The organism is Pseudomonas marginalis (genome assembly GCF_024169655.1).
GTDB lineage: Bacteria > Pseudomonadota > Gammaproteobacteria > Pseudomonadales > Pseudomonadaceae > Aquipseudomonas > Aquipseudomonas paraveronii.
In genome coordinates, this window is the sequence record NZ_JALJWV010000001.1 from 3,225,632 (window position 1) to 3,247,813 (window position 22,182).

Sequence of the window (22,182 nt, forward strand, 5' to 3'; positions counted from 1 at the left end):
GCTGGCGGTTGCGGCCTCACGCAACCGCGGCGACTTCGGATGATTTCCTGCGCGGGCGGTGAACTGCCAGCCAGCAAAATGTGAAAAATTCGTTAAGCAATTCCCCCCAAAGCCTTTTTTGGCCGGATTCAATCTGCCACACTGATACGAATAGTTATCGATTCGCTTATCATTCGCTACTAAAGGCACTCGGGGAGGCTCAGATTCATGTTCGTTCAACAACCTGTCGGCACGCGTTTTTCACCCAGTCTACTGGCATTGGCCATCTGCCTCAGCGGCACCCAGACAACGCTGGCGGCCGACACCGAAAAAGCACCGGCACCGCTTGAACTGGGCGCCACCGAGATCAGCGGCGAGCAACTCGGCGAGACCACCGAAGGCACCCAGTCGTATACCACCGGGCCCATGGCGACGGCCACCAAGTTGCCGTTGACCATGCGCGAAACCCCGCAGTCCGTGACCGTGATCACCCGCCAGCGCATGGACGACCAGGCCATGACCAGCGTCAACGACGTGGTCAAGAACACGCCTGGTCTGTTCCTCAGCCAGGCTAACGGGCCAGGGCGACAAAGCTACAAATCGCGCGGTTTTGACATCGACAACATGATGTTCGACGGCCTGCCCAGCGCCTATTCGAGCTACGCCAACAGCGTGCAGCCCAACCTGGCGATGTTCGACCGGGTCGAAGTGATTCGCGGCGCCACCGGCCTGGTCACCGGCGCCGGCAACCCGTCGGCAGCGATCAACTTTGTGCGCAAGCGCCCCACCGCTACGCCGCAGGTGTCAATCACCGGCGCCGCCGGCAGTTGGGATGACTACCGCATGGAACTCGATGCTTCCAGCGCCTTGAACGACAGCGGCACCCTGCGCGGCCGCGTGGTCGGTTCGTACCGCGACGCCAACAGCTTCCGTGACAACGAAACCAGCGACCACGGCCTGTTCTACGCCATCAGCGAAGCCGACCTGAGCGAAGACACCACCGCCACCCTCGGCTTCTCGCGTCAGGAAGACCAGACCAACCTCTTCTGGGGTGGCCTGCCCATCGGCACAGACGGCCATCACCTGAACCTGCCCCGCTCCACCAACCCCGGCAGCGACTGGGAAAACAAGGAGCTGACGATCAACACCGTGTTCGGCGACGTCCAGCACCGCTTCGACAATGGCTGGAAACTCAACGTCTCCGGCTCCGCGTCGCAGTTGGACGGCGTGTTCACCGGCAGTTACCAGTCGCGCTACCAAACCGAGTTGGCGCGCACCGCCTATCAATCGCACCAGGACGACCAACAGTACGCCTTCGACACCTTCGCCAGCGGCCCGGTCGAGGCCTTCGGCCGCACCCACGAAGTGGTGGTCGGCACCAGCAAACGCATTTACGACGCCACCTCCAAGGAATACAGCCCTTACGACACCAATTACCCGCTCAACGGCGCCAAACCCGACTTCCAGCGCAACGGCAAATCCCACAGCCTCACCACCCAGGACGGCGTCTACCTGACCACGCGCCTGAACCTGGCCGACCCGCTCAAGGTCATCCTCGGTGCGCGCCTGGACTGGTACGACTATGAAGACCGCCAAAGCCAAGACGGCGACTACAAAGTCACGCGCAACCTGACGCGTTACGCCGGAGTGATCTACGACCTCGACGAGCACCACTCGGTCTACGCCAGCTACACCGACATCTTCACCCCACAAAGCGAAAAAGACCTCTCAGGCAAGGTGCTGGAACCGATCGTGGGCGAAAACTACGAAGTCGGCATCAAGGGCGAATACTTCAACGGCGCGCTCAACGCCAGCCTGGCGGTGTTCCAGATCGACCAGAAAAACCGCGCCACCACCGCCGCCACCCAGGCCGGTTGCCCGGTGCTCACCTGCTATGGCGCTGCCGGCCTGGTGCGCAGCCAGGGTATCGACCTGGAACTGCAAGGCGCCCTCACCGAGAACTGGCAAGTCGGCGGCGGCTTCACCTACACCCGCGCGCATTTCATCAAGGACAGCAACCCCGCCAACGACAACCAGCGTTTCGATCCCGATACCCCGGAGCGCCTGTTCAAACTCACCACGTCCTACCGCTTCCAGGGCCCGCTGGAAAAACTGCGCATCGGTGGCAACGTCTACTGGCAAAGCCGCATGTACAACAACATCGCCCTCACCAACGGCAGCTACTATCGCCTGGAGCAAGGCAGCTATGCAGTGGCGGACGTGATGGCCGGTTACCAAGTGAGCAAGCACCTGGACCTGCAAGTGAACGCGAACAACCTCTTCGATCGCACCTACTACTCGGCGATCGGCACCAGCCCAACCTGGGGCTCCACCGACACCTACGGCAACCCGCGCAGCTTTGGCGTGACGGCGAAGTACAGTTTCTGACGGTTGCGGCGCCCGGGACTATTGAGCAAAAGAACAGGCAGCCCAGCCAGGGGCTGATTGAGTATGGCGCTGCTTTATAGGTCGCATGAGTCGCGAGTCGACCCAAAACGCCCCTGCGCTGGATTCGCCATGACGATATGTATCCCGCGGGCAATAGCCCGCGGCAAAGAAGTGGTTATTAGAGCCTCAGTAATTTGCTACAGGGTGTACCATCAAATGCCGTCCATCAGATATTAGTCCGTCATGTCCACACCAAGCGAAGAGAGCCGCCAGATCGTAGCTTCTCTGGCGTGCCGTGTTGGCCCCAACGCTGATGTCGCAAGAATCGCCGAGGCGATCGTTTCAATCTTGCAAGCGATGGACGCCGCACTGACCCCCATTATCGGCCGGCAAGGCGTCGTTGCGATGTATCGGCGAAGCGTGCATTTGTGCGCCTGCGCCCACCCTCAACTGGCTGGCGTTAATGACAGCGCGCAGGCCGCACCGGATCTGATTGCCCTCAAATCCGTACTGGTCGAGCAAAGCGCGGCCGAAGCACTGCATCTCGGTGAAGTGCTGTTGACCACGTTTTATGAGCTGCTGACCACGCTGATCGGGCCTGCACTGACCGCCCGTTTGCTGCGCGGCGTGTGGGAACCCTCTTTGAGTGACACCCCTTCGCAGGAAAATTCGCCATGAGCACCAAAGTGACAATCAATCGTCTGGCCACCGGCGTGCCAGGACTGGACGAGGTGCTGGGCGGAGGGTTGCCGGAGTTTTCGTTCAACCTGATCGCCGGCCCCCCGGGCTGCGGCAAGACAACCCTGGCGCATCAGATGATGTTCGCCCTTGCGACGCCCGAACGCCCCGCGCTGTTTTTTACGGTGCTTGGCGAACCGCCGCTGAAAATGCTGCGTTATCAGCAGCAATTCGATTTTTTCGACAGCCAGACGATCAACCAGTCGATCCGCTATATCAACTTGGCGGACGATACCCTGGCAGGCAATTTGGACGAGGTGCTACGACGCATCGTCAGCGAGGTGGAGGCATATTCGCCGGCGCTGGTGTTTGTCGACTCGTTTCGCTCGGTGGTGCTGGCCAGTCAGACCCAGGACAACCCCAACAACAATTTGCCGCAGTTCGTTCAGCAACTGGGCATGTTGATGACGACCTGGCAGGCGACGACGTTTCTAATCGGTGAATACTTCACTGAAACAGACACGAACCCGATTTTCACCGTGGCCGATGGTTTGATCTGGCTGCGCCAAAGCGTCGAGCGCAATTCGATGGTGCGCAAGATGGAAATCATGAAAATGCGCGGCCAGCCGACATTGCCCGGCCTGCACACCTTCCGTATCGCCACCTCGGGGATCAAGGTCTTTGCTCCAGCGCCCCTCAACCCGGTTGAAACGCCGCTGAAGTTCCCGATCAAACGCCTGAAAATGGGCGTGCCACGGCTCGACGAAATGCTCGGCGGCGGGTTGCCCCAGGGGTATTCGTTGCTGGTGGCTGGCCCGTCAGGTTCAGGCAAAAGCATTCTGGCGGCGACGTTCCTGGCCGAAGGCGCACGCAATGGTGAAACCGGCGTGATCGCGGTGTTTGAACAACGCCCCAACCACTCGCAAAACGCGATGTTGAGCAACCTGATTCAGACCGGTCAGGTTGGCTTGGTCGATAGCCGGGCACCGGACCTGTCCATCGACGAAGTCGTCCAGTTGCTGCTCAGCGAAATCAGCCGGTTGAACGCCACACGCGTGGTGATCGATTCGCTGTCGGGCTTTGAGTTGGCGCTGGCGCCGACCTTTCGTGAAGACTTCCGTGAGTCGTTGTCGCGCATGGTCACTGCGTTGACACGCGCCGGGGTCAGTGTGTTGATGACATCGGAGTTGGAGGATCGCTACACCGACCTGCGTTTCAGCCCTTACGGCACAGCCTTTCTTACCGATGCAATCATTGTCCAGCGCTATATTGAAGTGCAGAGCCGTTTGCTGCGGATCATGGCCGTCGTCAAAGTGCGTGCCAGCGCCCATTCCGATGAGTTGCGCCAGTATCACATCGACGACCACGGCCTGCAGATTGGCGAAATGCTCGCCGATCAGGAGGGGCTGCTGGGCGGTCGTCCGACGAGTCACCGCATAGGGACGATACACGCGGGAGATCACAATGTTTGAGCCCGACTCATGAGCTATACCAACAGCGAGAACGAGCGTGAGAAGGCGAATGCCGCTCACGAACTGTTCTTGCTCGGTCAAAAAACGGTTGAGGCGCGCGCCGTATTGGCGGCCCTGCAACAACAGTTGAGCGACGCCAGCAGCCGTCTGGTGGATACCCAGCAGGTCGAGCAGGTGATCGAGGTCAACCAGCAACTGGTGTTGGCGATACTCCTGGCGCAATCAGACGCTGTAACTCCCCCTCGTTTGGAAGAACTGAGTTTGTACCAGGAGTTGCGGGAGGCCAACGCGCAACTGGTCATAGCGGCACTCAGTGCCCAGGAACTTCAGGCGACAGCCGAGCGCGCGCTGAGTCAGCAAAAAAACATACTGGCGATGGTCGCCCATGAGCTGAGAAACCCGCTGACCCCCATCAGTTTGATTGCAGAACGGATGGTGCGCCTGCCCAGCGAGCAACTGCCGCGAATGCGTGAGTTGATCGAGGGCCAGGTACAGCATATTTCACAACTGGTCGATGACCTGCTGGATGTCTCCCGCGCCAGCACGGGCAAGCTGCGAATCAATCGCCGCGAGGTCGACATGATGCAGATTCTTGAAGGTGCAATTGATGCCTGTCGCCCGCTCACGACTGCGCAACAGCAGCATTTCGATGTCGATCTGCCCGATCGCGTTTTGATGATCAATGGCGACCCGGGGCGTCTCGCGCAGATTATCCACAACCTTCTGGCCAATGCAGCCAAATACACGCCCGTCGGCGGCAGAATCAAACTCTGTGTAACCGTAGAAGGCAGTGTTTTGACAATGACTATTTCCGACAATGGTATTGGCGTTACGGCGCAAGCATTGCCGTTTATTTTTGACCCTTATGTTCAAGACTCTCACGCCATAGGTTTCAACGGCGCCGGCCTGGGTATTGGATTGACGGTCGTTCGAGAGTTGGTTGAAGCACACGGGGGAACGGTGACGGGAATGAGCGAGGGGGATGGAAAAGGAAGTGAGTTTGTGGTGACGCTACCGCTGGCAGCCAGCCAGAAAGGACCATGAACAGCTTTACACCCTCGGGGCCGAAAACAGACCTTCATTCGTGTCGGCCAACGACGAAGTGAAGTAAGTCAGCACGTCTTGTGCTGACAACCCTCTGTTCCCTATGCGAAATGAACCTACGATTGAATAGGTAATGATGCGGTCATCTTCGCGTGACACACCGCCAGAATTTCATCCGCCAGCGCCGAGTCGTCAGGACAGGCGCGCGATAACACGATAGCGCCGACCGCACGCGCCAGCAGATCGATCATTGCCTCCCTAGCCTCACCCGCTGGCGCATCCGCCCTGGTCGGGTATTTTTCGCCGAGAACTTGCAGCGTGCGCTCAATGCCCTCAGAGAATGCTGACTTCAAATCGCCGGACTGACGCGCAGCGTCGCCGCACAAAGCCGCCATGGTGCAACCCGTGCCGCGCCCGTCGCGATGATCCCTGGACACATACACATCGATGAAATCCTTGATGCTCAGTGATTCAGCGCTGCTCAGCGATTGCGCAAGGCTGTTGGCCGAGGCCTCAGCCATCAAGTCGGCCTTCGAACCGAAATGTTTGTAGAAACCGCCATGGGTGAAACCGGCAGCGGCCATCAAATCGGCCACGCCGACACCGTCAAAACCGCGTTCGCGAAACAGGCCCGAGGCCGTTTCGACGATGTGTTCCCGATTTGCCTGGGCCTGGGCCTTGGTCACCCGCATGTTCGATACCTCGTTCCCGCTTGGAAAATGGTGGGTTGATGATACATAGATGTTGGTCATAATCAAAGTTATTGACAACTTAGATTTCGATCATCATCCTAAATGCCAGCAATGTGAAATTCACCAACGGGCACGGAACAAACACCCATGAGCGACCATAATCTGTTTACCCCTTACACGCTTGGCGCGCTGAAACTGTCAAATCGCGTGGTTCTCGCCCCGCTGACGCGCAATCGCGCCGGGAAAGGCTTTGTACCGAGTGAATTTGCTGCGGCCTATTACAGCCAGCGGGCCAGCGCGGGCTTGCTGATTTCCGAAGCCTCGCAGATATCCCAGCAGGGACAGGGCTATCAGGACACGCCAGGCATTTACACACCGGCTCAGATACAGGGATGGCGCAAGGTGACCGATGCCGTACACGCCAAGGGCGGGAGAATTTTCCTGCAACTGTGGCATGTGGGTCGTGTTTCCCACGTCGATCTGCAACCGCACGGCGCGGCGCCGGTAGCCCCTTCGGCGCTGCGTCCCGCGACCAAGGTGTTCGTCAATAACCGCTTCGAGGACGTTTCCGAGCCGCGAGCATTGGACGCTGACGAATTACCGGGCATCGTCAACGATTTCCGCCAAGCGGCGGCAAACGCCATTGCCGCAGGCTTCGATGGCGTGGAAATCCACGGTGCAAACGGCTATTTGCTGGATCAGTTCATCAAGGATGGCGCCAACCTGCGTACCGATGCCTATGGCGGCTCGATCGAAAACCGTGCGCGTCTGCTGCTGGAAGTGACGGCCGCGGTAGCCGCCGAGATTGGTGCGGATCGCACGGGCATTCGCCTTTCGCCTGTCTCGCCGGCCAATGGTGTATCGAGCAGTGATCCACAGGCTCAGTTCGATTACATCGTTGATCAGCTCAACGCTCTGGACATCGTTTATCTACACGTCGTCGAAGGCGCGACCGGCGGGCCACGCGACGTGGCGCCCTTTGATTTCGACGCCTTGCGCCAGCGCTTCAAGAACACTTACATCGCCAACAACGGCTATGACCTGGACCTGGCCACGGCCCGCCTTGCGCATGACAAGGCCGACCTGATCGCGTTTGGCCGGCCTTTTATCGCCAACCCCGATCTGGTGGAGCGGCTCAAGACCGATGCGCCACTGTCCGCCTTCGACCCCTCCACGCTCTACGGCGGCGGCGCGGCGGGATACATCGACTACCCCACGCTTGCCGAATCCAGCACCCGCGCGAACTAAGCATTGGCTGATCGAGCCCGGTTTTATTCGTGCATCAATCCACGTTCCAGATAAAGAGCTGACATCATGACGACTTACCCTACCGTTCTCATCACTGGCGCTTCCACTGGCATCGGCGCGGTTTACGCCGAGCGTTTTGCCCAACGTGGGCATGATCTGGTGTTGGTCGCCCGCGACCACACGCGCCTGGAAACGCTCGCCGCAAAGTTGCGTGGCGAACACAACGTCGCCGTTGAAGTGCTTGCGGCCGACCTGACTCAACTCAGCGACCTGCACACCGTCGAAGCGCGCCTGCGGGATGACGCGCGCATCGGCATCCTCGTCAACAATGCCGGTGCCGCGCAGTCCGGCAGCTTCATCGAGCAAAGCACCGACAGCGTGGCGCAACTGGTGGCCCTCAACACCACTGCGCTGGTGCGACTCGCCAGCGCCATCGCGCCACGCCTGGCCAAAGCCGGTGAAGGCGCAATCATCAACATCGGTTCGGTGGTGGGCCTGGCGCCTGAGTTTGGCATGTCGGTCTATGGGGCGACCAAGGCGTTTGTGCTGTTCCTTTCCCAAGGCCTGAGCCTGGAACTTTCGCCTCAGGGTGTTTATGTGCAAGCCGTATTGCCCGCCGCCACCCGCACGGAGATTTGGGACCGCGCCGGGATCGACATCAACACCTTGAGCGAAGTCATGGAAGTGGCTGACCTGGTCGATGCCGCACTGGTCGGCTTCGACCGCCGCGAACCGGTGACCATTCCGCCGCTGCAAGAAGGCGAGCGCTGGGATGCCCTGCAAACCGCACGTCAGGGGCTTTTGGCGCAGATCAGACAGTCCGTCGTGGCGCCGCGCTATTTGACTGAAGTCTGAACCCTGTCGAGCCGGTCGGCCTCGCCTCGCAATCTCACGGGATAAACATGACTCTTTTGGCTAGAAGCAATCCTCCCGGTTCGCCGTCGTCATTTGTCCACGCGGCGAACCAGTCGGTTCTGATGGGCGGGATACCTTTTGCCTATCGCGATCCGGGCTCCAGAACGCAGGTCCCGCGGGTCATGTTCAACCATTGGGGGGCCGTGCTGGATAACTTTGACCCCAGGATCATTGACGGTCTGGCAAAAAACCGGCGTGTCATCACCACCGATTACCGTGGTATCGGTGGCTCGGGGGGCGCCACGCCGTTGACCGTCGGTGAAATGGCTGTGGTTGCCGGGGCCGCGCCCCGCTCTCATTCAACCAACAAGAGCGCTGCAACATGAAGGCATTTTTTATCGACCGCTACGGCAAGCAGAACGGAATGCTTGGCGAAGTGCCCGACCCTGCGGTCGGTGAGCATGACGTTCTGATCCAGGTGCGTGCAACGAGCGTGAACCCGTTGGACTCGAAGATCAGAACCGGGGAATTCAAACTGATCCTGCCTTATACATTTCCATTGGTCTTGGGTAACGACCTGGCGGGGGTGGTCGTTCGCACAGGCTCGGCGGTGAAGCGATTCAATCCGGGAGACGAAGTCTACGCACGCCCTCCCGAGGATCGGATCGGGACATTTGCCGAACTGATCGCCGTGAACGAAAACGCGCTCGCGCTGAAACCCTCGAACCTGGACATGGCCGAGGCGGCGTCCGTCCCCTTGGCCGCCTTGACGGCCTGGCAGGCGCTGGTTGAGACCGCCCAGCTGAAAAAAGGCCAGAAGGTGTTGATTCATGCCGGCTCCGGCGGTGTCGGCACATTTGCCATCCAACTCGCCAAACACCTCGGCGCTTTCGTTGCGACCACCACCAGCACGGCGAATGTCGAATGGGTGAAGGCGCTCGGGGCGGATGTGGTCATCGATTACAAGCAGCAAGATTTTGCAACCGAATTGCACGATTTCGACGTGGTATTGAACAGCCTGGGCAACGATGTACTGATGAAATCAGTCGAGGTTCTCAAGCCTGGCGGACAGCTCATTTCCCTCTCCGGACCACCGACGGCAGCCTTTGCCCAAGCGCAAGGCTTGTCCTGGATGCTGCGGCAAGTCATGCGCCTGCTGAGCAGCGGGATTCGTAGAAAAGCTCGCAAACACGGGGTGAGCTATGCATTTTTGTTTATGCGGGCCAGCGGCGTACAACTGCAAAAAATCACCTCGCTTATCGAAGCTGGCGTCATCAAACCGGTCATTGATCGTTCCTTCCCTTTTGAATCGACGGCAGAGGCGTTGCGGTACGTCGAGCAGGGCAGATCAAAAGGCAAAGTCACCATAACCTTCCATGGATTGCCTTAGCCCCTCAAGCCGCTTTATCCTCGACCCTCCCCGCCCGACCCGGAGTCGCCATGGACCTCGCCCCCCTCGCCCTCTTCCTCCCCGCCTGTTTTGCCCTGAACATGGCACCCGGCCCAAACAACCTGCTGTCGGTCAGCAACGCCACGCGCTACGGCTACCGCACTGCCTGTCTCGCCGGCATCGGCCGCCTGCTTGCCTTCTCCGGCATGATCGCCCTCGCCTCCGCCGGATTGGCGGTGGTACTGCAAACGTCGGCGTTGTTGTTCTATGCGATCAAGATCGTCGGGGCGGCGTATCTGTTGTATCTGGCGATTCAGCTATGGCGGGCCGACCCGCAGATGCAGGACGAATCGGTTACGGCCAAGGGAGGAATATGGGCGCTGGCGCGTCAGGAGTTTTTGGTGGCAGCGGGCAAGCCTGATGATGGGCAATATTAATTCTTCTGACTGACTGCTTTCGGCCGACGGTGTTGAAAAAGTCGCTCAGCTCGAACTGCCTGGAAATCGACCGGGCAAAACGCCATTTTTGCTTGCTGCTACGTATATTCTGAGCCCGGAAGCCTCAGCCAAAAGTACGGATTTCAATCTCCGAAGCGTACTTTTCTGCCGCGGAAACCAAAGCTGACGTTTTCAACAGTATCGACCTGTAGCGGCCATTGCCCGATCACTCAAAACGGCCGATTGAAGTACTAACGAAACAGTAACGACTCAGATTAATGGTGGACGAAAGCGTCTGCCTCGCATGCAAAACATTACTTGAGGTCCGTGGGTTTCGAGAATTTTTATACACGGCCACTTCTAGCCGCCCTCGCTGATTTATAGTCAACCAGTGCTCAACTTCGGTTTGAATTATTTAATTACCATACTTTTATAGGAAACTTTTGATACGCCACTGAACCCTTACTCATTGCGTCTAGCCTGGCGTGGTCGAATCTGTCGTGACTTACGATCAGATTTCTCAGCTTTGTGAAAAGCTTATCCGCTTTTTCATCTATGAACTCACCTAATTGTAATTCGCATAAGCGTGCAAAAGCTTCTGCTCGAAGTCCAAGAGCTACCGCAAAATGATAAATAGCAAGGCGCCGACGTTCCTTGTCCCAATATTGCAGTGTTTTTACACCCTCTGCTTCAGAGTGCTCAAATATTTCGCCAATTCCTACTAAGGCTGACATTTCATCTGAAAAGCTATGAACGGAATCACACAACGGTGCATAATAAGCGTAGTAAGTATTCTCCCATCCCAAAGCCTTGAATAAACCTTTGCCACCAGGATATCTAGCGACATCGGCCCATTTTTCATTGAAGTGCGATAACATAGAAGCACCATTTTTCTGCCTCGCTTGGGCCGCAGGGTTTTGAGCATCTTGCGACTCAAGATATGCTGCCCAAGCTTTTCCGTTGCTTTCGATCAGTTGATTGCTGCTACGCAGTAGGGCACGGCCATTATCTCCTTCATCGATACCCACATAGAGCTTATTGGCAGATTGCTCCATCACTACGCGCGATAGGGCTTCAAGCGTCGAATATGATTTGTTCTTGAGGCATTCGCAAGCTTGACGGCAAAACTCACCAATTATGCGTAGGTAGTGTCGTATGATTAATCGTTGAGTGTCGTCTGTTAGAGCAGCCAAAAGCGGATCCTTGTGTTTTTTGATCAGCTCTTCTAAATCCGAATTGAAGTTCAAGATTGTGTAGGTGTCCTTCTTCAAGTCAATCACTGCTGGTCCTTCTTAATTTAAACAGGGTTTACGATCGACGTAGACTACGTAATTTCCCTCATTTTGGGGAGTAGTTGCGCACAAAACGCTTAAGCGTATCGCTGCTCATAGCTCGTGTCCCCTTCTGGCGGCTGCTGCTTAGAACGCCAATGCGCGTGTAAGCAGCGAAGGATGCATTTTGGTGGTGGAACCACGCACTGACCGGCAGTTGCGCGGAGGATAGTATGTCTCGTTGAATGCTTGCTTTCGACCGATTCTGTTGAAAAAGTCGGTTTTCCAAAACTGCTCGAATATTGATGGGTGAAAACACCTTTTTTGCACGCTGCTACGTGAAATCCGAGTCAGGCAGCCTCTGCTGAAGGTAAGGATTTCAATCTCAGACGTGTACTTTTCAGCCGTGGGAACCAAGCCGGACTTTTTCAACACAATCGCCCCATTGCAGCCCGCCAGCACCGGCAGATAACGGCCAGAGCGGTCATCTAGTCTGTCGAACCAAATCGGGTCGCTTCAGAATGATTTTGCTCTCTATTTTGGTTCGCACTGCAATGCTGCCTTCGTCTAACCACCGAGTGACAAAATCTACGACAAGTGATGGCAAATTGCCTCTTTTTTTTGATACGATTTAACTTCTGTTTCGTGATGGTCTTCCTGAATATCAGAAATGCCTCCGCCTTTCTGAAAGTTTAAATCGGTTTAGGTCATCCCGGCTACAGTTTCATCAGGCAGAACAGTCTTAACTCTGTCCGATTTCAATATATTGATATAAATGGATTTATCCTATGTCCAAAAGTAAGAAGTTATCAGTCAAGATTCGTAATCTCAAGGCCATTAGCGAACTTGAGATGTCACTGGATATTAAGCCTGGCCTGACTTGCTTCGTTGGGAGTAATGGGGCTGGCAAGTCTACTGTTCTAAATGTTCTATCTCAGTTGATCAACAAGGCAAATATAGGGCGATTGTTTTTCGACGAAAAAAGAGAGGGGGCTTCGGTAGAAATTGATTTCGGCGGAGAATCCTGCACATGGTTGCAGAAAAATGGACGCTGGATTAAAGATGGTGACTTCCCCGGAATTAAGGGTTTTCACGAGTCTGGAATCGTCTACGGAAGCAGATTTTCCAATTCATCCCTCAACAATATCCATAAATATTGCGAGCACTACGCGAATCACAGCGATAGCTACGTAGATGCGCCAGATTTTGTATATAAAAATCTTGGAAAAATACTTAAAGGTAACGAAAATCATTATAAGGGCTTGAAAACCATAACCAAGGCAGACCTGTCGAGAAAGGCTAAAGAACTTCCAAAGGAGTCCGAAAATTATTTGATCAGGGCGGAGAAGCCTTTTTTGCTGCAGAAAGACAGCGGCTTTATCACCCAATACAAGATGAGCTCTGGGGAATACCTCTTACTAAAAATCCTTGACTATATTTACTACAGAATAACTTATGCGTCGGACAAAGGGGAGAGCAAAGAGCCGTTTCTTGTAATCATCGATGAGGTCGAGATCGCTCTCCACCCATCGTCACAGAAACGCTTAATTCAGTTTTGCAACAAAGTGTCAAAAGAACATAGCATTTGCATTATATTTTCATCTCATAGTCGTGAAATTATATCCAGCCTTAACCCCAATCAAATTCACCTACTGGAGTCGCATCTAGGCAAAATCGGTATCACTACTCCTTGCTATCCTCATTATGCTATACGAGGAATTTATGAATCCTCCGGATACGATTATGTGGTATGTGTTGAGGATAGCTTAGCTAAGAAAATCGTTTCGGAAACCATAAAGAAAAAAGGATTATCAAATAACAAGCTTGTGAACGTTTCTGCGCTCGGCGGCTGGCGCGAAGTTTTAAGCTTTACGCACGAATTCAAAATTAATGGTTTGTTCAATAATACAAAAATGGTCATTGTTCTTGACGGTGATGTGGAGTCCGCTTTTCATGCTGAATATGGTTCGCCATGCAACACGTGCAATTATCATGGCTTTGTAAAAGATAATCATGCGGATATTAAAAGCAAAGGATTTGAGCCGCCAAAACTTAACTGTAAACTCTTGCCTAATAATTACCCGTACTATCAAGATGTAGCGTTTCTGCCAATTTCAAGCTTTGAAAAAGAGGTCAGATCTAGGCTTATAACCAATCCAGATTATGATTTCATCTCGACACTTGAAAATTTGAATTATTTCGGCCAGTCATCAGTATCGGATCTAGTCTCCCAATATGAGGCCAAGGCGGCGAATTATTTCTCTTCTGAAAACTTCAAAGCGAGAGGTGTTGAAGCTAAGTTGATGAACTATGACTCGGACGGAAAAATTTTATGGCGCCTCCTATCGACTCATATTAGGCCAGGAGTCAGCTTGGATGACATGGTTTCTTACCTTTGTGGCGTTTTTGCGACGAGAACAGAAGAGACGTCTGAGGCTTGGGAGCATTTTGAGAATCAGCTAACGATACTTCTTCAGAAGCCACTTTCTTAGCACGCCTCATCGGAAATGACACAGAAAAATAGGCATCTCTAAAAGTAAGCCTGGGCTTAACTCCTAGGTTTTCAACCAATGCAGCTCAGTTGTCTCATAAGAACGCTCAGCCGAATTGGGACGTATAACGACCATGTCAAAACTGAATCGCTCCGGGTTTCGTAGACACCCGACGGCCGCTTTTGGCCGATTGTGTTGAAAAAGTCCGGCTTGGTTCCCACGGCTGAAAAGTACACGTCTGAGATTGAAATCCTTACCTTCAGCAGAGGCTGCCTGACTCGGATTTCACGTAGCAGCGTGCAAAAAAGGTGTTTTCACCCATCAATATTCGAGCAGTTTTGGAAAACCGACTTTTTCAACAGAATCGGTCGAAAGCAGCCGTTCAACAGTTCAGAATCAAGCTAGCTAGCAGCAACCCGAAAGCCATCCTGGTCTTCACCGCCTTCCTCCCGCAGTTCGTGGTGCCAGGCCAGCCCATCACCCCACAGTTCGCCCTGCTCGGCGCACTGTTCCTGGCGCTGGAATGGATCGCCATCAGCCTTTACGCCTATATGGGCCTGCACATGCGCCGCTGGTTTGCCGAGCCACGGGGCAAGCGGATATTCAATCGGTGTTGCGCGGGGTTGTTGTCTGCGGCGGCGGCGATGTTGCTGATGGCGCGTCGGGCTTGAACGGCATTCTCAAGGCGGCGGGATGGGCGAGGTGCTGCCTATCCGCGTCATTGAGGTTGCTCCGCAAACACCAACAGCCAAATGCCATCGTTCGCTCATCTACGATTTGCTACAAGGACGTCGCATGCGCCATACCTTCAAGTTCTTGACCCTACCCCCCCGCTCCGGCGAGGTCGCCAACATTTTCATCCACGGCGACTCAGCCGGCGACGATTGCGCCCGTAGCCAATGGTCAGGTGTTTTCTGCGTCTGACAGGGCCTTGGCCACTACGGCAGGTAAGCTGCCGGGCGCCCTTATACGCATTTGCTTGCTCAAATTAAAACGACCAAACACCACCGTGATGTCAGAAACCGAGACATCAAACTCTCGGGCGAGAAACTTAACCATGTGGTCAGTCGCCCTGCCTGCTACGGGTGCGGCGGTGACGCTAATCTTGAGTTGACTTCCTTTCGCCTTGCCGATGGCATCCTTTTTGGCGCTCGGAGTTCCAAGTATGTTCAGAACTAAAATCTCTCCATCCCACCCACAAAACGAGGACATCTCAAAGCCCCGGCCGGATGATTTCTTTTTGGTAATCGCTTTTGCTTTCTTCACATGGATCCCGCGTAGGTCGGATAAAAATGCCTAACGATAAATAGACATCAACGGGTGCATAACATTTTTGGGCCAACGTGCGCTGCCGCTCTGAAGTGCAGTGTTTACGAGGAGAGCGGAAGTAAAAACGGTTAGGCACCCTTGCAGCAATTCCTTTTGCGAACGGTGTTTAGCAGTGGCGAGGGTAGCGCGGGGCTTGGAGGAAAGACAAGGGGGCAGCGGTCGCAGCACCGGCGCTTGGGGAAAGACGAACGACTGCTTCTTGCCCGCCCAGGCCTATTGTAATCGGCAGAAGTCGACCCAGAGCTGTTAGCACAGGCAGATATCGGTCATTCCGCCAATTTAATAAACGAGGGGCGATTCACCTTTATTTCAAACTTGGTCTGACGTCTATTCTTCTCACTTATTACTTGACCCATTCTGATTCATCAGGCTAGTTAATGCCGCCCTCTACCGACATTAATATGGAAATTATGAAGCCTCTTTACCTGTGTTCAATTCTGCTACTTGCAGGCTGTGCCCCAGCGCCGAAATACCTTGTGCCTGCCGGGGCGCCTCACGCGCTTATCCGCAGCGAATTGGTGTCGATGGAGAATTATCGAAACGGCGTGTCGCTGGTCGAGGCGCCTCCCATCGGCTGCAAATACGGCAGAACCGTGGCGACTGCGCCGGGAGGGCAGCTGGTTTCCGTTTATAAGAATGTATCGACGCCGGAGGGGTTTTTTCCGATTGAAGCCGGCAAGCCGCTGCACTTGGTAATGCGCGGCTCGGCCAATGCCAATCGCTCGTGCAGCATAGCGTTTGTCAGCGAATTTGCGCCGGGCGCACGTTACGTAATCAAAGGAGGCATTGTCGACAGCCCGGGCGCGCTGAGCGGTTGTTACATTGACATATTCAATGTCGATTCGGGCGCGCGCGTCCCCGTGGCCGATGAGCCGAAGATGGAGCGTAATTGTGCGTTGGACCGCCTACCGACGCTCTAGTGGGGAATTGCACTCTACCTGACCATTCTTTTGCGTTGTACAAGCCCCACAGCCTAGAAAAACGGTGGAGTGGGTCCAAATCACCCAGGATTCACGAGGGGTGACAAACTTTCGGATGGGTTTCTCGATGGCAGCAAACTATGTTTAATCTCGAGCGGTCAGGCTGAAAGTATCGGCCGAGAATTGGGGGCATTGGCGTGACAAATTATATTTGTGGTAACCCGCATTGTCTGCGTGAATGCCCGCAGCGATAGGTGGCGTTGACGAAATTTATGGGGTAAAGATGGCGCTTCAATTAGCAATGATCTGAAGGAACCAGCATGCTTATCCGACTTTCACCCATCGCCGCCGCGCTCGCGTTTTCATTCTTATCCTGTACCGCGTTCGCTACGGATATGGCCCCCCAATTGCTGAAAAAAGCCGAGGCCGAACAAAAATCCTATCTTGCCACCGTCAAAGAGCTGGTGGACATTGATACCGGAACCGGCCAGGCGCTCGGCCTGAAAACCGTCAGCGCGATGCTAGTTGAGCGGCTCAAGGGGTTGGGTGCTGAAGTCACCACGACACCTGCGACCCCCTCCGCTGGCGACAACATCGTGGGCACTCTCAAAGGCACTGGCAGCAAGAACTTTCTGCTGATGGTCCACTACGACACGGTGTTCGGCCCAGGTACAGCGGCGAAACGCCCGTTCAAGCTCGACGGCGAGCGCGCCTATGGTCCCGGTGTTGCTGACGCCAAAGGTGGCGTCGCGATGATTCTGCATTCATTGCAGCTGCTGCAGGATCAGAAGTTCAATGATTTCGGTAGCCTAACAGTGCTGTTCAATCCCGATGAAGAAACCGGCTCTGCTGGTTCGAAAAAAATCATCGCCGAGCTCGCTCGTCAGCAGGACTACGTGTTCTCGTACGAGCCACCGGACAGAGACGCGATAACCGTCGCTACCAACGGCATCAACGGCGTGTTTCTCGACGTGAAGGGCAAGTCTTCGCATGCAGGTTCTGCACCTGAAGCCGGGAGCAACGCGGCCATGGAACTCGCGCACCAGATGTTGCAACTCAAGGACCTTGGCGATCCGGCCAAAGGCACCACGGTCAACTGGACGTTGATAAAAGGCGGCGAGAAACGCAACATCATTCCTTCCAGCGCCTCGGCCGAGGCTGATATGCGTTACGCCGATCTGAGTGAAACTGACCGCGTACTCGCCGACGCCCAACGCATCGCTGCGAAAAAGCTCATCGATGGCACTGAAGTGACATTGCGCCTGGAAAAGGGTCGCCCACCGCTGGCCAAGAATCCAGGCTCCGAACAACTGGCGAAAGCCGCACAAGCTCTTTACAGAAAAATAGGCCGCAACATTGAGCCTATCGCCATGCGCTTTGGCACCGATGCGGGCTACGCATATATGCCAGGGAGCGCGAAACCGGCTGTGCTGGAGACGATGGGTGTCGTCGGTGCCGGATTGCACGCCGATGACGAATACATCGAGCTGTCGAGCATTGCTCCGAGGCTTTACCTTACTGTGGCACTGATCACCCAGCTGTCTGGCGCTGAAGTAGCACCGTAACTACGACGTTTCCGCAACCACAGGCTACAAAACGCTTGTGGACGGTCGGGAAGCTCCGATTTTTGGCAAAGACGAATGCCCACCGGCCAACACCCGTTTCATGACCTCGATCTTCGGGGCTGATTCTGAGTGCGGTCGTGCGTTGTCATCGCACCCGACGCTAAACGGTGTCGGTCACGGAAGGGTTGCCCAAAACACAGATTTCCATCTCAGGCACATACTTTTCTGCCGTGGAAACCGAAGCCGACTTTTTCAACAGAAGCGGCCAAACGATGGCCGCTGTGGCAGTATTTTGCGCCTTCCTGCAAACAGACGGCTAAACCGTTGGTACCGTTCCGCCGTCGATCACAAACTCACTTCCTGTGATAGATGCTGCTCGCGGCGAAGCCAGGAAACCGATCAGGTCAGCAACTTCGGAAGGCGTCGACGGACGGCCGAGCGGGAGACCTCCAAGTGCTTTCATGATGATCTCTTTACCACCTTGATAGTCAGTACCTGCCTCCTGCGCGAGTCGCTCGGCTAATGCGACCGACGCTTCGGTTTCAACCCAGCCCGGCGAAACCCGAACCACGCGGATGCCTCTGGGCGAAACCTCTTTCGATAAACTTTTGCTGTACGTCGAAAGTGCGGCCTTGGCCGCCGCGTAAGCTGTTGTAGCTTCCGGCAGTGGCAGCCGACTCTGGATGGAGGTGACGTGGATGACGACCCCCTCCTTGCGCTCCAGCATACCCGGGAGCAAGGCGCGGTCGAGGCGCACCGCCGGCAACAGATTCAGGCTGAGCTCTCGTTGCCACTGTTCCTCGTCCAGCGCAGCAAAACCGCCGCCGGGTGCCGACGAACCACCCAGGACATGGATCATTATGTCCACGCCCCCCAGCCGCTGTTGGATCGCGGCGATCAGCACCTCACAACCCTCCCGGGTCGAAAGATCAGCCGCAATCAGAAGAGCGCCCGGCATTTCAACGTCCACCTGCCTGGCCGAGGTAATGACCTTCGCGCCCTCGGCCAGTAACAACTCGACGACAGCCTTGCCGATGCCTTTGGTGCCACCGGTGACCAGGACCCGCTTGCCAGTCAAACCTAGATTCAGCATGGCGTGATCTCCAGGGAACGGATTCGACCGCCCTCCAGCGTGAAGACGTAACTCAGTTGAACCGGGCTACCGGGGAAATTCCCAACAAGGTGCGCAATGACAGTCAGTCTGCCCTGCCCTTGCAGAGCTTGCAGTGGTTGGACCTGATAGATGAAAGCTCTGCGTGCCTCCAGTTGCCAGGCTTCGATGGCAGCTGTTCCTTCGTATGTTTTTCTCTCATCGCAAACCGTGGCGTCAGAGTGGAAGCAGCTCGCAAGTTGCGCTGCATCGCCACCATTGCTGACCGCAAAGTACGTCTGCACGACGTCGGGAAGCTGAGGTGTCATGTTTTCGTTCTCCAGAATCTGGTTGTATGAAGCGATCTTGTGCACTTTTGTACGTGAGCCTGATGCCATGAGGCATCCATCCGGGCCGAGCATCAGGAGATCAACCCCAGTTTCGCGGCTTTGAAGGTGGCGGCCGCTCGAGTCGAGCATTCCAGCTTCCGGAAGATGCTTTCCACGTGCGTGCGAACGGTGCTCGGGCTTATTTCCAGTAACCTCGCCACTTGCTTGTTGTTGGCGCCAGCGCTGATCGCCCTGAGGATGCGACACTCTCGCCCGGTGAGTAATAGCCCACCAGGCGGTTGAACCTGGTGCTCGCCGCGTGCGGCCAGCCTCAGCCATGCATCACATGCTTGAGGTGGCGAGCATTCAGCAGCAACCAGACCGCCTCCACTGCCGATGTCAAAGTACGTCTCACCAACGCTGATACGCTGAAAGCTCATTTGCTGATCTCCTGGATGGATTTCCTGGAGCAATCTTGCTGCCTGACGGATAGTTTGCTCAACTGGGACAAACCTTTATGACCAATCCCGAAATTCAGGACAATAAATGTCACAAGATCGTTTAGGCCTCAGTGAGCTGGACGCTGTTATAGCGGTCGCACGCAGGGGGTCGTTTCGGCAAGCCGCTATCGATCTCGGCGTCTCCACCACCGCGTTGAGCAACACCATTGCCCAACTGGAAGCCCGCCTCGAATCGCGGCTGTTCAATCGCACTACCCGTAGCGTGGCCATCACCGAAGCGGGCAGGATATTTCTGGAGCAGGTGGGGCCAGCCTTGCAGGATTTGCGTGCTGCACTCGATGCAGTGCGATCACATACCGCCGGGCCCTCGGGCACGCTGCGTATCAATGCGTTCGCCAGCGCTGCCCGATCGGCGCTCCTGCCACTGGTGATGGAGTTCCTGCAGCATCATCCGAAAGTACACGTCGACCTCGTGACCGAAGGCCGTCTGGTGGATATCGTTGCTGACGGCTTCGATTTCGGCGTGCGCTCAGCAAGCCTCGTTCCGAATGACATGATTGTGATCCCTCTCGGCCAGCCGCAACGGTACGCTGTGGTCGGTTCGCCGGTGTACTTCGAAAAACACGGCAAACCGCGAACGCCATCCGAGCTGCTCCAGCATCGATGCATCCGCGTTCGACTACCGAATGGGGCGATTTTCCCGTGGCATTTCGAGCGGGACGCAGAAGTGATTCGTCTCGATGTGAGCGGGCCGCTTACGCTGGATGAATCCAGCGTGGTCAAGCTTGCGGTGCTGGAAGGCATGGGGCTCGGCTTTTTCATGGAGCAGGACGTTCTCGACGAAATCCGTGCCGGACAGTTCGTGCGGACTCTGGAAGACTGGACACCGCCCAGAGACAAGCTGTGCCTGTATTACCCGAACCGCCGCAACCCCTGCGCGGCAGCCAAGGCATTCATCGACCTGGCACGCGCCAGTCAGGCCGTCCAGGACGAGCTCGGATGATCCAGGCTTAACCCGGACCAGGCTCAGGCAATCAATCCCAGTGTCGGTCCCTTCAAGGTAGCGGCTGCCCGGGTCGAGCATTCCAGTTTGCGAAAGATGCTTTCCATGTGCGTGCGAACCGTGCTCGGACTGATGTCCAGCAGCCGCGCCACCTGCTTGTTGCTGGCGCCACGACTGATCTCCAGCAGGATGCGGCACTCGCGAGTCGTGAGTACCGAAGCCTTCGGTTGACGCATGCGACGCTCACCCCCTGCGGCGGCAATTACTGCTTCGCAAATATCGTTGTCGAACAAGCCACTGCCAGCATCCTGTTTGAGTAACCTGGCTGCATCCGCTTCGCCGTGGGCCGATCGCCATGGCCTGGCTTCCCTTAGCGCGACCCAGGCTACCGATGTGGCGAACAGGCGATGCTCGGCACACAGTGCATCACCCGCCACGCCTCGAAAATAGCCACTGCCGTTGAGCCGTTCATAGGCATGGGATGCAATCTCTGCGGGCACGGCCAGTTCAGTGATAGGTCTAAGCGCCTGTTGTGTCCAGTAAGGGACAAGGCGTACCCGCTCCGCAGCGCCGTATGGCAGCGTCCCTGCGGTATTCCAAAGGTGGTTCGAAACGGCTGCCCGGCCGAGACCGTAGATGAGCGCGGACTTGCCAATTTCTGTCAAAGTGGGCTCCCGCAGCCCCCACAGACGTGCAGCTTCCACGGCGACATGCGCTACCTGCCGCGAATGCCCTGCCAACCACGGGAGCTTCAAGTCGATGATGTCTCCCACCAACGTCAGTGAGACACAACGCTGCTCATGCGCGTGGTCAACCGTTTTCGAAAGCGTTTCCAAATCCGCCAGCCAGTCCTTTGCGTTCCCCAGAAGCAACGATACTAGCGACGCGGGATAGCGCCGATCCGCCTGCTCTCTGATCCAGCGTAGCGCCGCGTCCAGGCCGTGCGCACGACTGAGAATATCCAGATCACCTGCAAGTACTACCTGATAGGCGACCTCCGGAATGTGCTCATGGGTCAGGCCCAGCGGCCGGCCAGTGCCGTCGTAGGTTTCGAACACGCGACACAAGCCTGCCTCGACGGCGGCACCGAGCTGGAGGGTGTTGGCGATTGCTCCAGACACCTCACAGTGCACGACGGCCAGCGGGGTTGCCTGATGCACCGCGTTCATTTGCTCATTGCCCAGCGTCAAATCGAGCATCGCGCGGCGGCCATCGACGTCGTCGCCCAGCAGATCCGCAAAGCCTTCGGCATTGGCGGTGCAACCGGACCAGCGCAGCAAGGCAACCTGTTCCGCTACCCTCAGATGCTCACCGTCGCCGTGCCGGGCCCGCGCCAGCATCCGCGCCAGTGCGGCAACACGCCGGGAATGACCGAGTGGTTGTCCCATACTGAGGTCACCGATCTGGGCGATCGTCGCCAGCGCCCCGCCCAGGGAGATGTCCAGTTGCAACACACTATCCATGAAAAATGTCCCTGGGTCGGATAATTGACCGATGCCCACACCGCAGGCTAGTCAGCAGAATTTGAACTCCCGAACA

Annotated in this window: 17 protein-coding genes and 4 pseudogenes; 14 read left to right on the forward strand and 7 right to left on the reverse strand. The window is 56.1% G+C overall.

Annotated elements, in window-relative coordinates; all coding sequences use genetic code 11:
• Positions 1–207 precede the first annotated feature (207 nt).
• The 4 genes from J2Y83_RS14620 to J2Y83_RS14635 all read left to right on the forward strand — a co-directional run bounded on the left by J2Y83_RS14620 (position 208) and on the right by J2Y83_RS14635 (position 5,561).
• Positions 208–2,367: a TonB-dependent siderophore receptor gene (locus tag J2Y83_RS14620; protein ID WP_253396224.1), complete on the forward strand. Its 2,160-nt coding sequence runs from the start codon at positions 208–210 to the stop codon at positions 2,365–2,367.
• 243 nt (positions 2,368–2,610) lie between these two features.
• A complete protein-coding gene (locus J2Y83_RS14625; RefSeq protein WP_253396226.1) occupies positions 2,611–3,045 on the forward strand; it encodes a hypothetical protein in 435 nt (144 codons plus the stop codon).
• A complete protein-coding gene (locus J2Y83_RS14630) occupies positions 3,042–4,517 on the forward strand; it encodes an ATPase domain-containing protein (RefSeq protein ID WP_253396229.1) in 1,476 nt (491 codons plus the stop codon). The genes J2Y83_RS14625 and J2Y83_RS14630 overlap by 4 nt, the downstream gene beginning before the upstream one ends.
• A 9-nt stretch (positions 4,518–4,526) precedes the next feature.
• Positions 4,527–5,561 carry a sensor histidine kinase gene (locus J2Y83_RS14635; protein WP_253396231.1) on the forward strand — a complete coding sequence of 345 codons (1,035 nt, stop codon included), beginning with the start codon at positions 4,527–4,529 and terminating at the stop codon, positions 5,559–5,561.
• A 116-nt stretch (positions 5,562–5,677) separates the two neighbouring features.
• On the opposite strand, the gene J2Y83_RS14640 is transcribed toward J2Y83_RS14635, so the two are convergent.
• Positions 5,678–6,253, reverse strand: coding sequence for a TetR/AcrR family transcriptional regulator (locus tag J2Y83_RS14640; RefSeq protein WP_253400395.1), 576 nt, complete (start codon positions 6,251–6,253; stop codon positions 5,678–5,680).
• 147 nt (positions 6,254–6,400) lie between these two features.
• Here J2Y83_RS14640 and J2Y83_RS14645 point away from each other — a divergent pair, with 147 nt between their 5' ends.
• From J2Y83_RS14645 to J2Y83_RS14665, 5 genes and pseudogenes are all read left to right on the forward strand, one after another.
• The gene (locus J2Y83_RS14645; protein ID WP_253396233.1) at positions 6,401–7,501 is read left to right on the forward strand and encodes an alkene reductase; all 1,101 of its coding nucleotides are present in this window, start codon (positions 6,401–6,403) and stop codon (positions 7,499–7,501) included.
• 66 nt (positions 7,502–7,567) lie between these two features.
• On the forward strand, positions 7,568–8,356 hold the full coding sequence (locus tag J2Y83_RS14650) for an SDR family NAD(P)-dependent oxidoreductase (protein ID WP_253396235.1): 789 nt from the start codon (positions 7,568–7,570) through the stop codon (positions 8,354–8,356).
• Between the two features lie 47 nt (positions 8,357–8,403).
• A pseudogene (locus tag J2Y83_RS14655) lies at positions 8,404–8,685 on the forward strand (alpha/beta fold hydrolase); the annotation flags it as partial.
• Positions 8,686–8,738: 53 nt separating this feature from the next.
• Entirely contained in the window at positions 8,739–9,746 is a 1,008-nt protein-coding gene (locus J2Y83_RS14660; protein ID WP_253396237.1) for an NADP-dependent oxidoreductase, read from the forward strand.
• A 50-nt stretch (positions 9,747–9,796) separates the two neighbouring features.
• Positions 9,797–10,165 (forward strand): annotated as a pseudogene (locus tag J2Y83_RS14665) (LysE family translocator); the annotation flags it as partial.
• A 437-nt stretch (positions 10,166–10,602) separates the two neighbouring features.
• Here the strand turns inward: J2Y83_RS14665 and J2Y83_RS14670 are convergent.
• On the reverse strand, positions 10,603–11,463 hold the full coding sequence (locus tag J2Y83_RS14670; RefSeq protein ID WP_253396239.1) for a hypothetical protein: 861 nt from the start codon (positions 11,461–11,463) through the stop codon (positions 10,603–10,605).
• Between the two features lie 779 nt (positions 11,464–12,242).
• Between J2Y83_RS14670 and J2Y83_RS14675 the strand changes: the two genes are divergently transcribed.
• Complete coding sequence (locus J2Y83_RS14675; RefSeq protein WP_253396241.1) at positions 12,243–13,946, forward strand: AAA family ATPase; 1,704 nt, start codon at positions 12,243–12,245, stop codon at positions 13,944–13,946.
• Between the two features lie 404 nt (positions 13,947–14,350).
• Positions 14,351–14,617, forward strand: a pseudogene (locus J2Y83_RS14680) (LysE family translocator); the annotation flags it as partial.
• A gap of 232 nt (positions 14,618–14,849) precedes the next feature.
• Here J2Y83_RS14680 and J2Y83_RS14685 read toward each other — a convergent pair.
• Complete coding sequence (locus J2Y83_RS14685) at positions 14,850–15,212, reverse strand: DUF167 domain-containing protein (RefSeq protein WP_247404021.1); 363 nt, start codon at positions 15,210–15,212, stop codon at positions 14,850–14,852.
• A gap of 464 nt (positions 15,213–15,676) precedes the next feature.
• Between J2Y83_RS14685 and J2Y83_RS14690 the strand changes: the two genes are divergently transcribed.
• Entirely contained in the window at positions 15,677–16,195 is a 519-nt protein-coding gene (locus J2Y83_RS14690) for a hypothetical protein (protein WP_253396243.1), read from the forward strand.
• A 320-nt stretch (positions 16,196–16,515) separates the two neighbouring features.
• Positions 16,516–17,760, forward strand: coding sequence for a M20/M25/M40 family metallo-hydrolase (locus tag J2Y83_RS14695; RefSeq protein WP_253396244.1), 1,245 nt, complete (start codon positions 16,516–16,518; stop codon positions 17,758–17,760).
• Positions 17,761–18,076: 316 nt separating this feature from the next.
• Here the strand turns inward: J2Y83_RS14695 and J2Y83_RS14700 are convergent, their stop codons facing one another.
• From J2Y83_RS14700 to J2Y83_RS14710, 3 genes and pseudogenes are all read right to left on the reverse strand, one after another.
• Complete coding sequence (locus J2Y83_RS14700; protein WP_253396245.1) at positions 18,077–18,853, reverse strand: SDR family oxidoreductase; 777 nt, start codon at positions 18,851–18,853, stop codon at positions 18,077–18,079.
• Positions 18,847–19,329 (reverse strand): nuclear transport factor 2 family protein, encoded by a 483-nt coding sequence (locus tag J2Y83_RS14705; protein ID WP_253396246.1) that lies wholly within the window; start codon positions 19,327–19,329, stop codon positions 18,847–18,849. Before J2Y83_RS14705 ends, J2Y83_RS14700 begins: the two co-directional genes overlap by 7 nt.
• Positions 19,272–19,532: pseudogene (locus tag J2Y83_RS14710) on the reverse strand (response regulator transcription factor); the annotation flags it as partial. The pseudogene J2Y83_RS14710 and the gene J2Y83_RS14705, both read right to left, overlap by 58 nt.
• A gap of 193 nt (positions 19,533–19,725) precedes the next feature.
• Between J2Y83_RS14710 and J2Y83_RS14715 the strand changes: the two are divergent.
• Positions 19,726–20,643 carry a LysR family transcriptional regulator gene (locus J2Y83_RS14715; protein WP_253396247.1) on the forward strand — a complete coding sequence of 306 codons (918 nt, stop codon included), beginning with the start codon at positions 19,726–19,728 and terminating at the stop codon, positions 20,641–20,643.
• 23 nt (positions 20,644–20,666) lie between these two features.
• Here J2Y83_RS14715 and J2Y83_RS14720 read toward each other — a convergent pair whose 3' ends face one another.
• A complete protein-coding gene (locus J2Y83_RS14720; RefSeq protein ID WP_253396248.1) occupies positions 20,667–22,106 on the reverse strand; it encodes an HD domain-containing phosphohydrolase in 1,440 nt (479 codons plus the stop codon).
• Between the last annotated feature and the right edge of the window lie 76 nt (positions 22,107–22,182).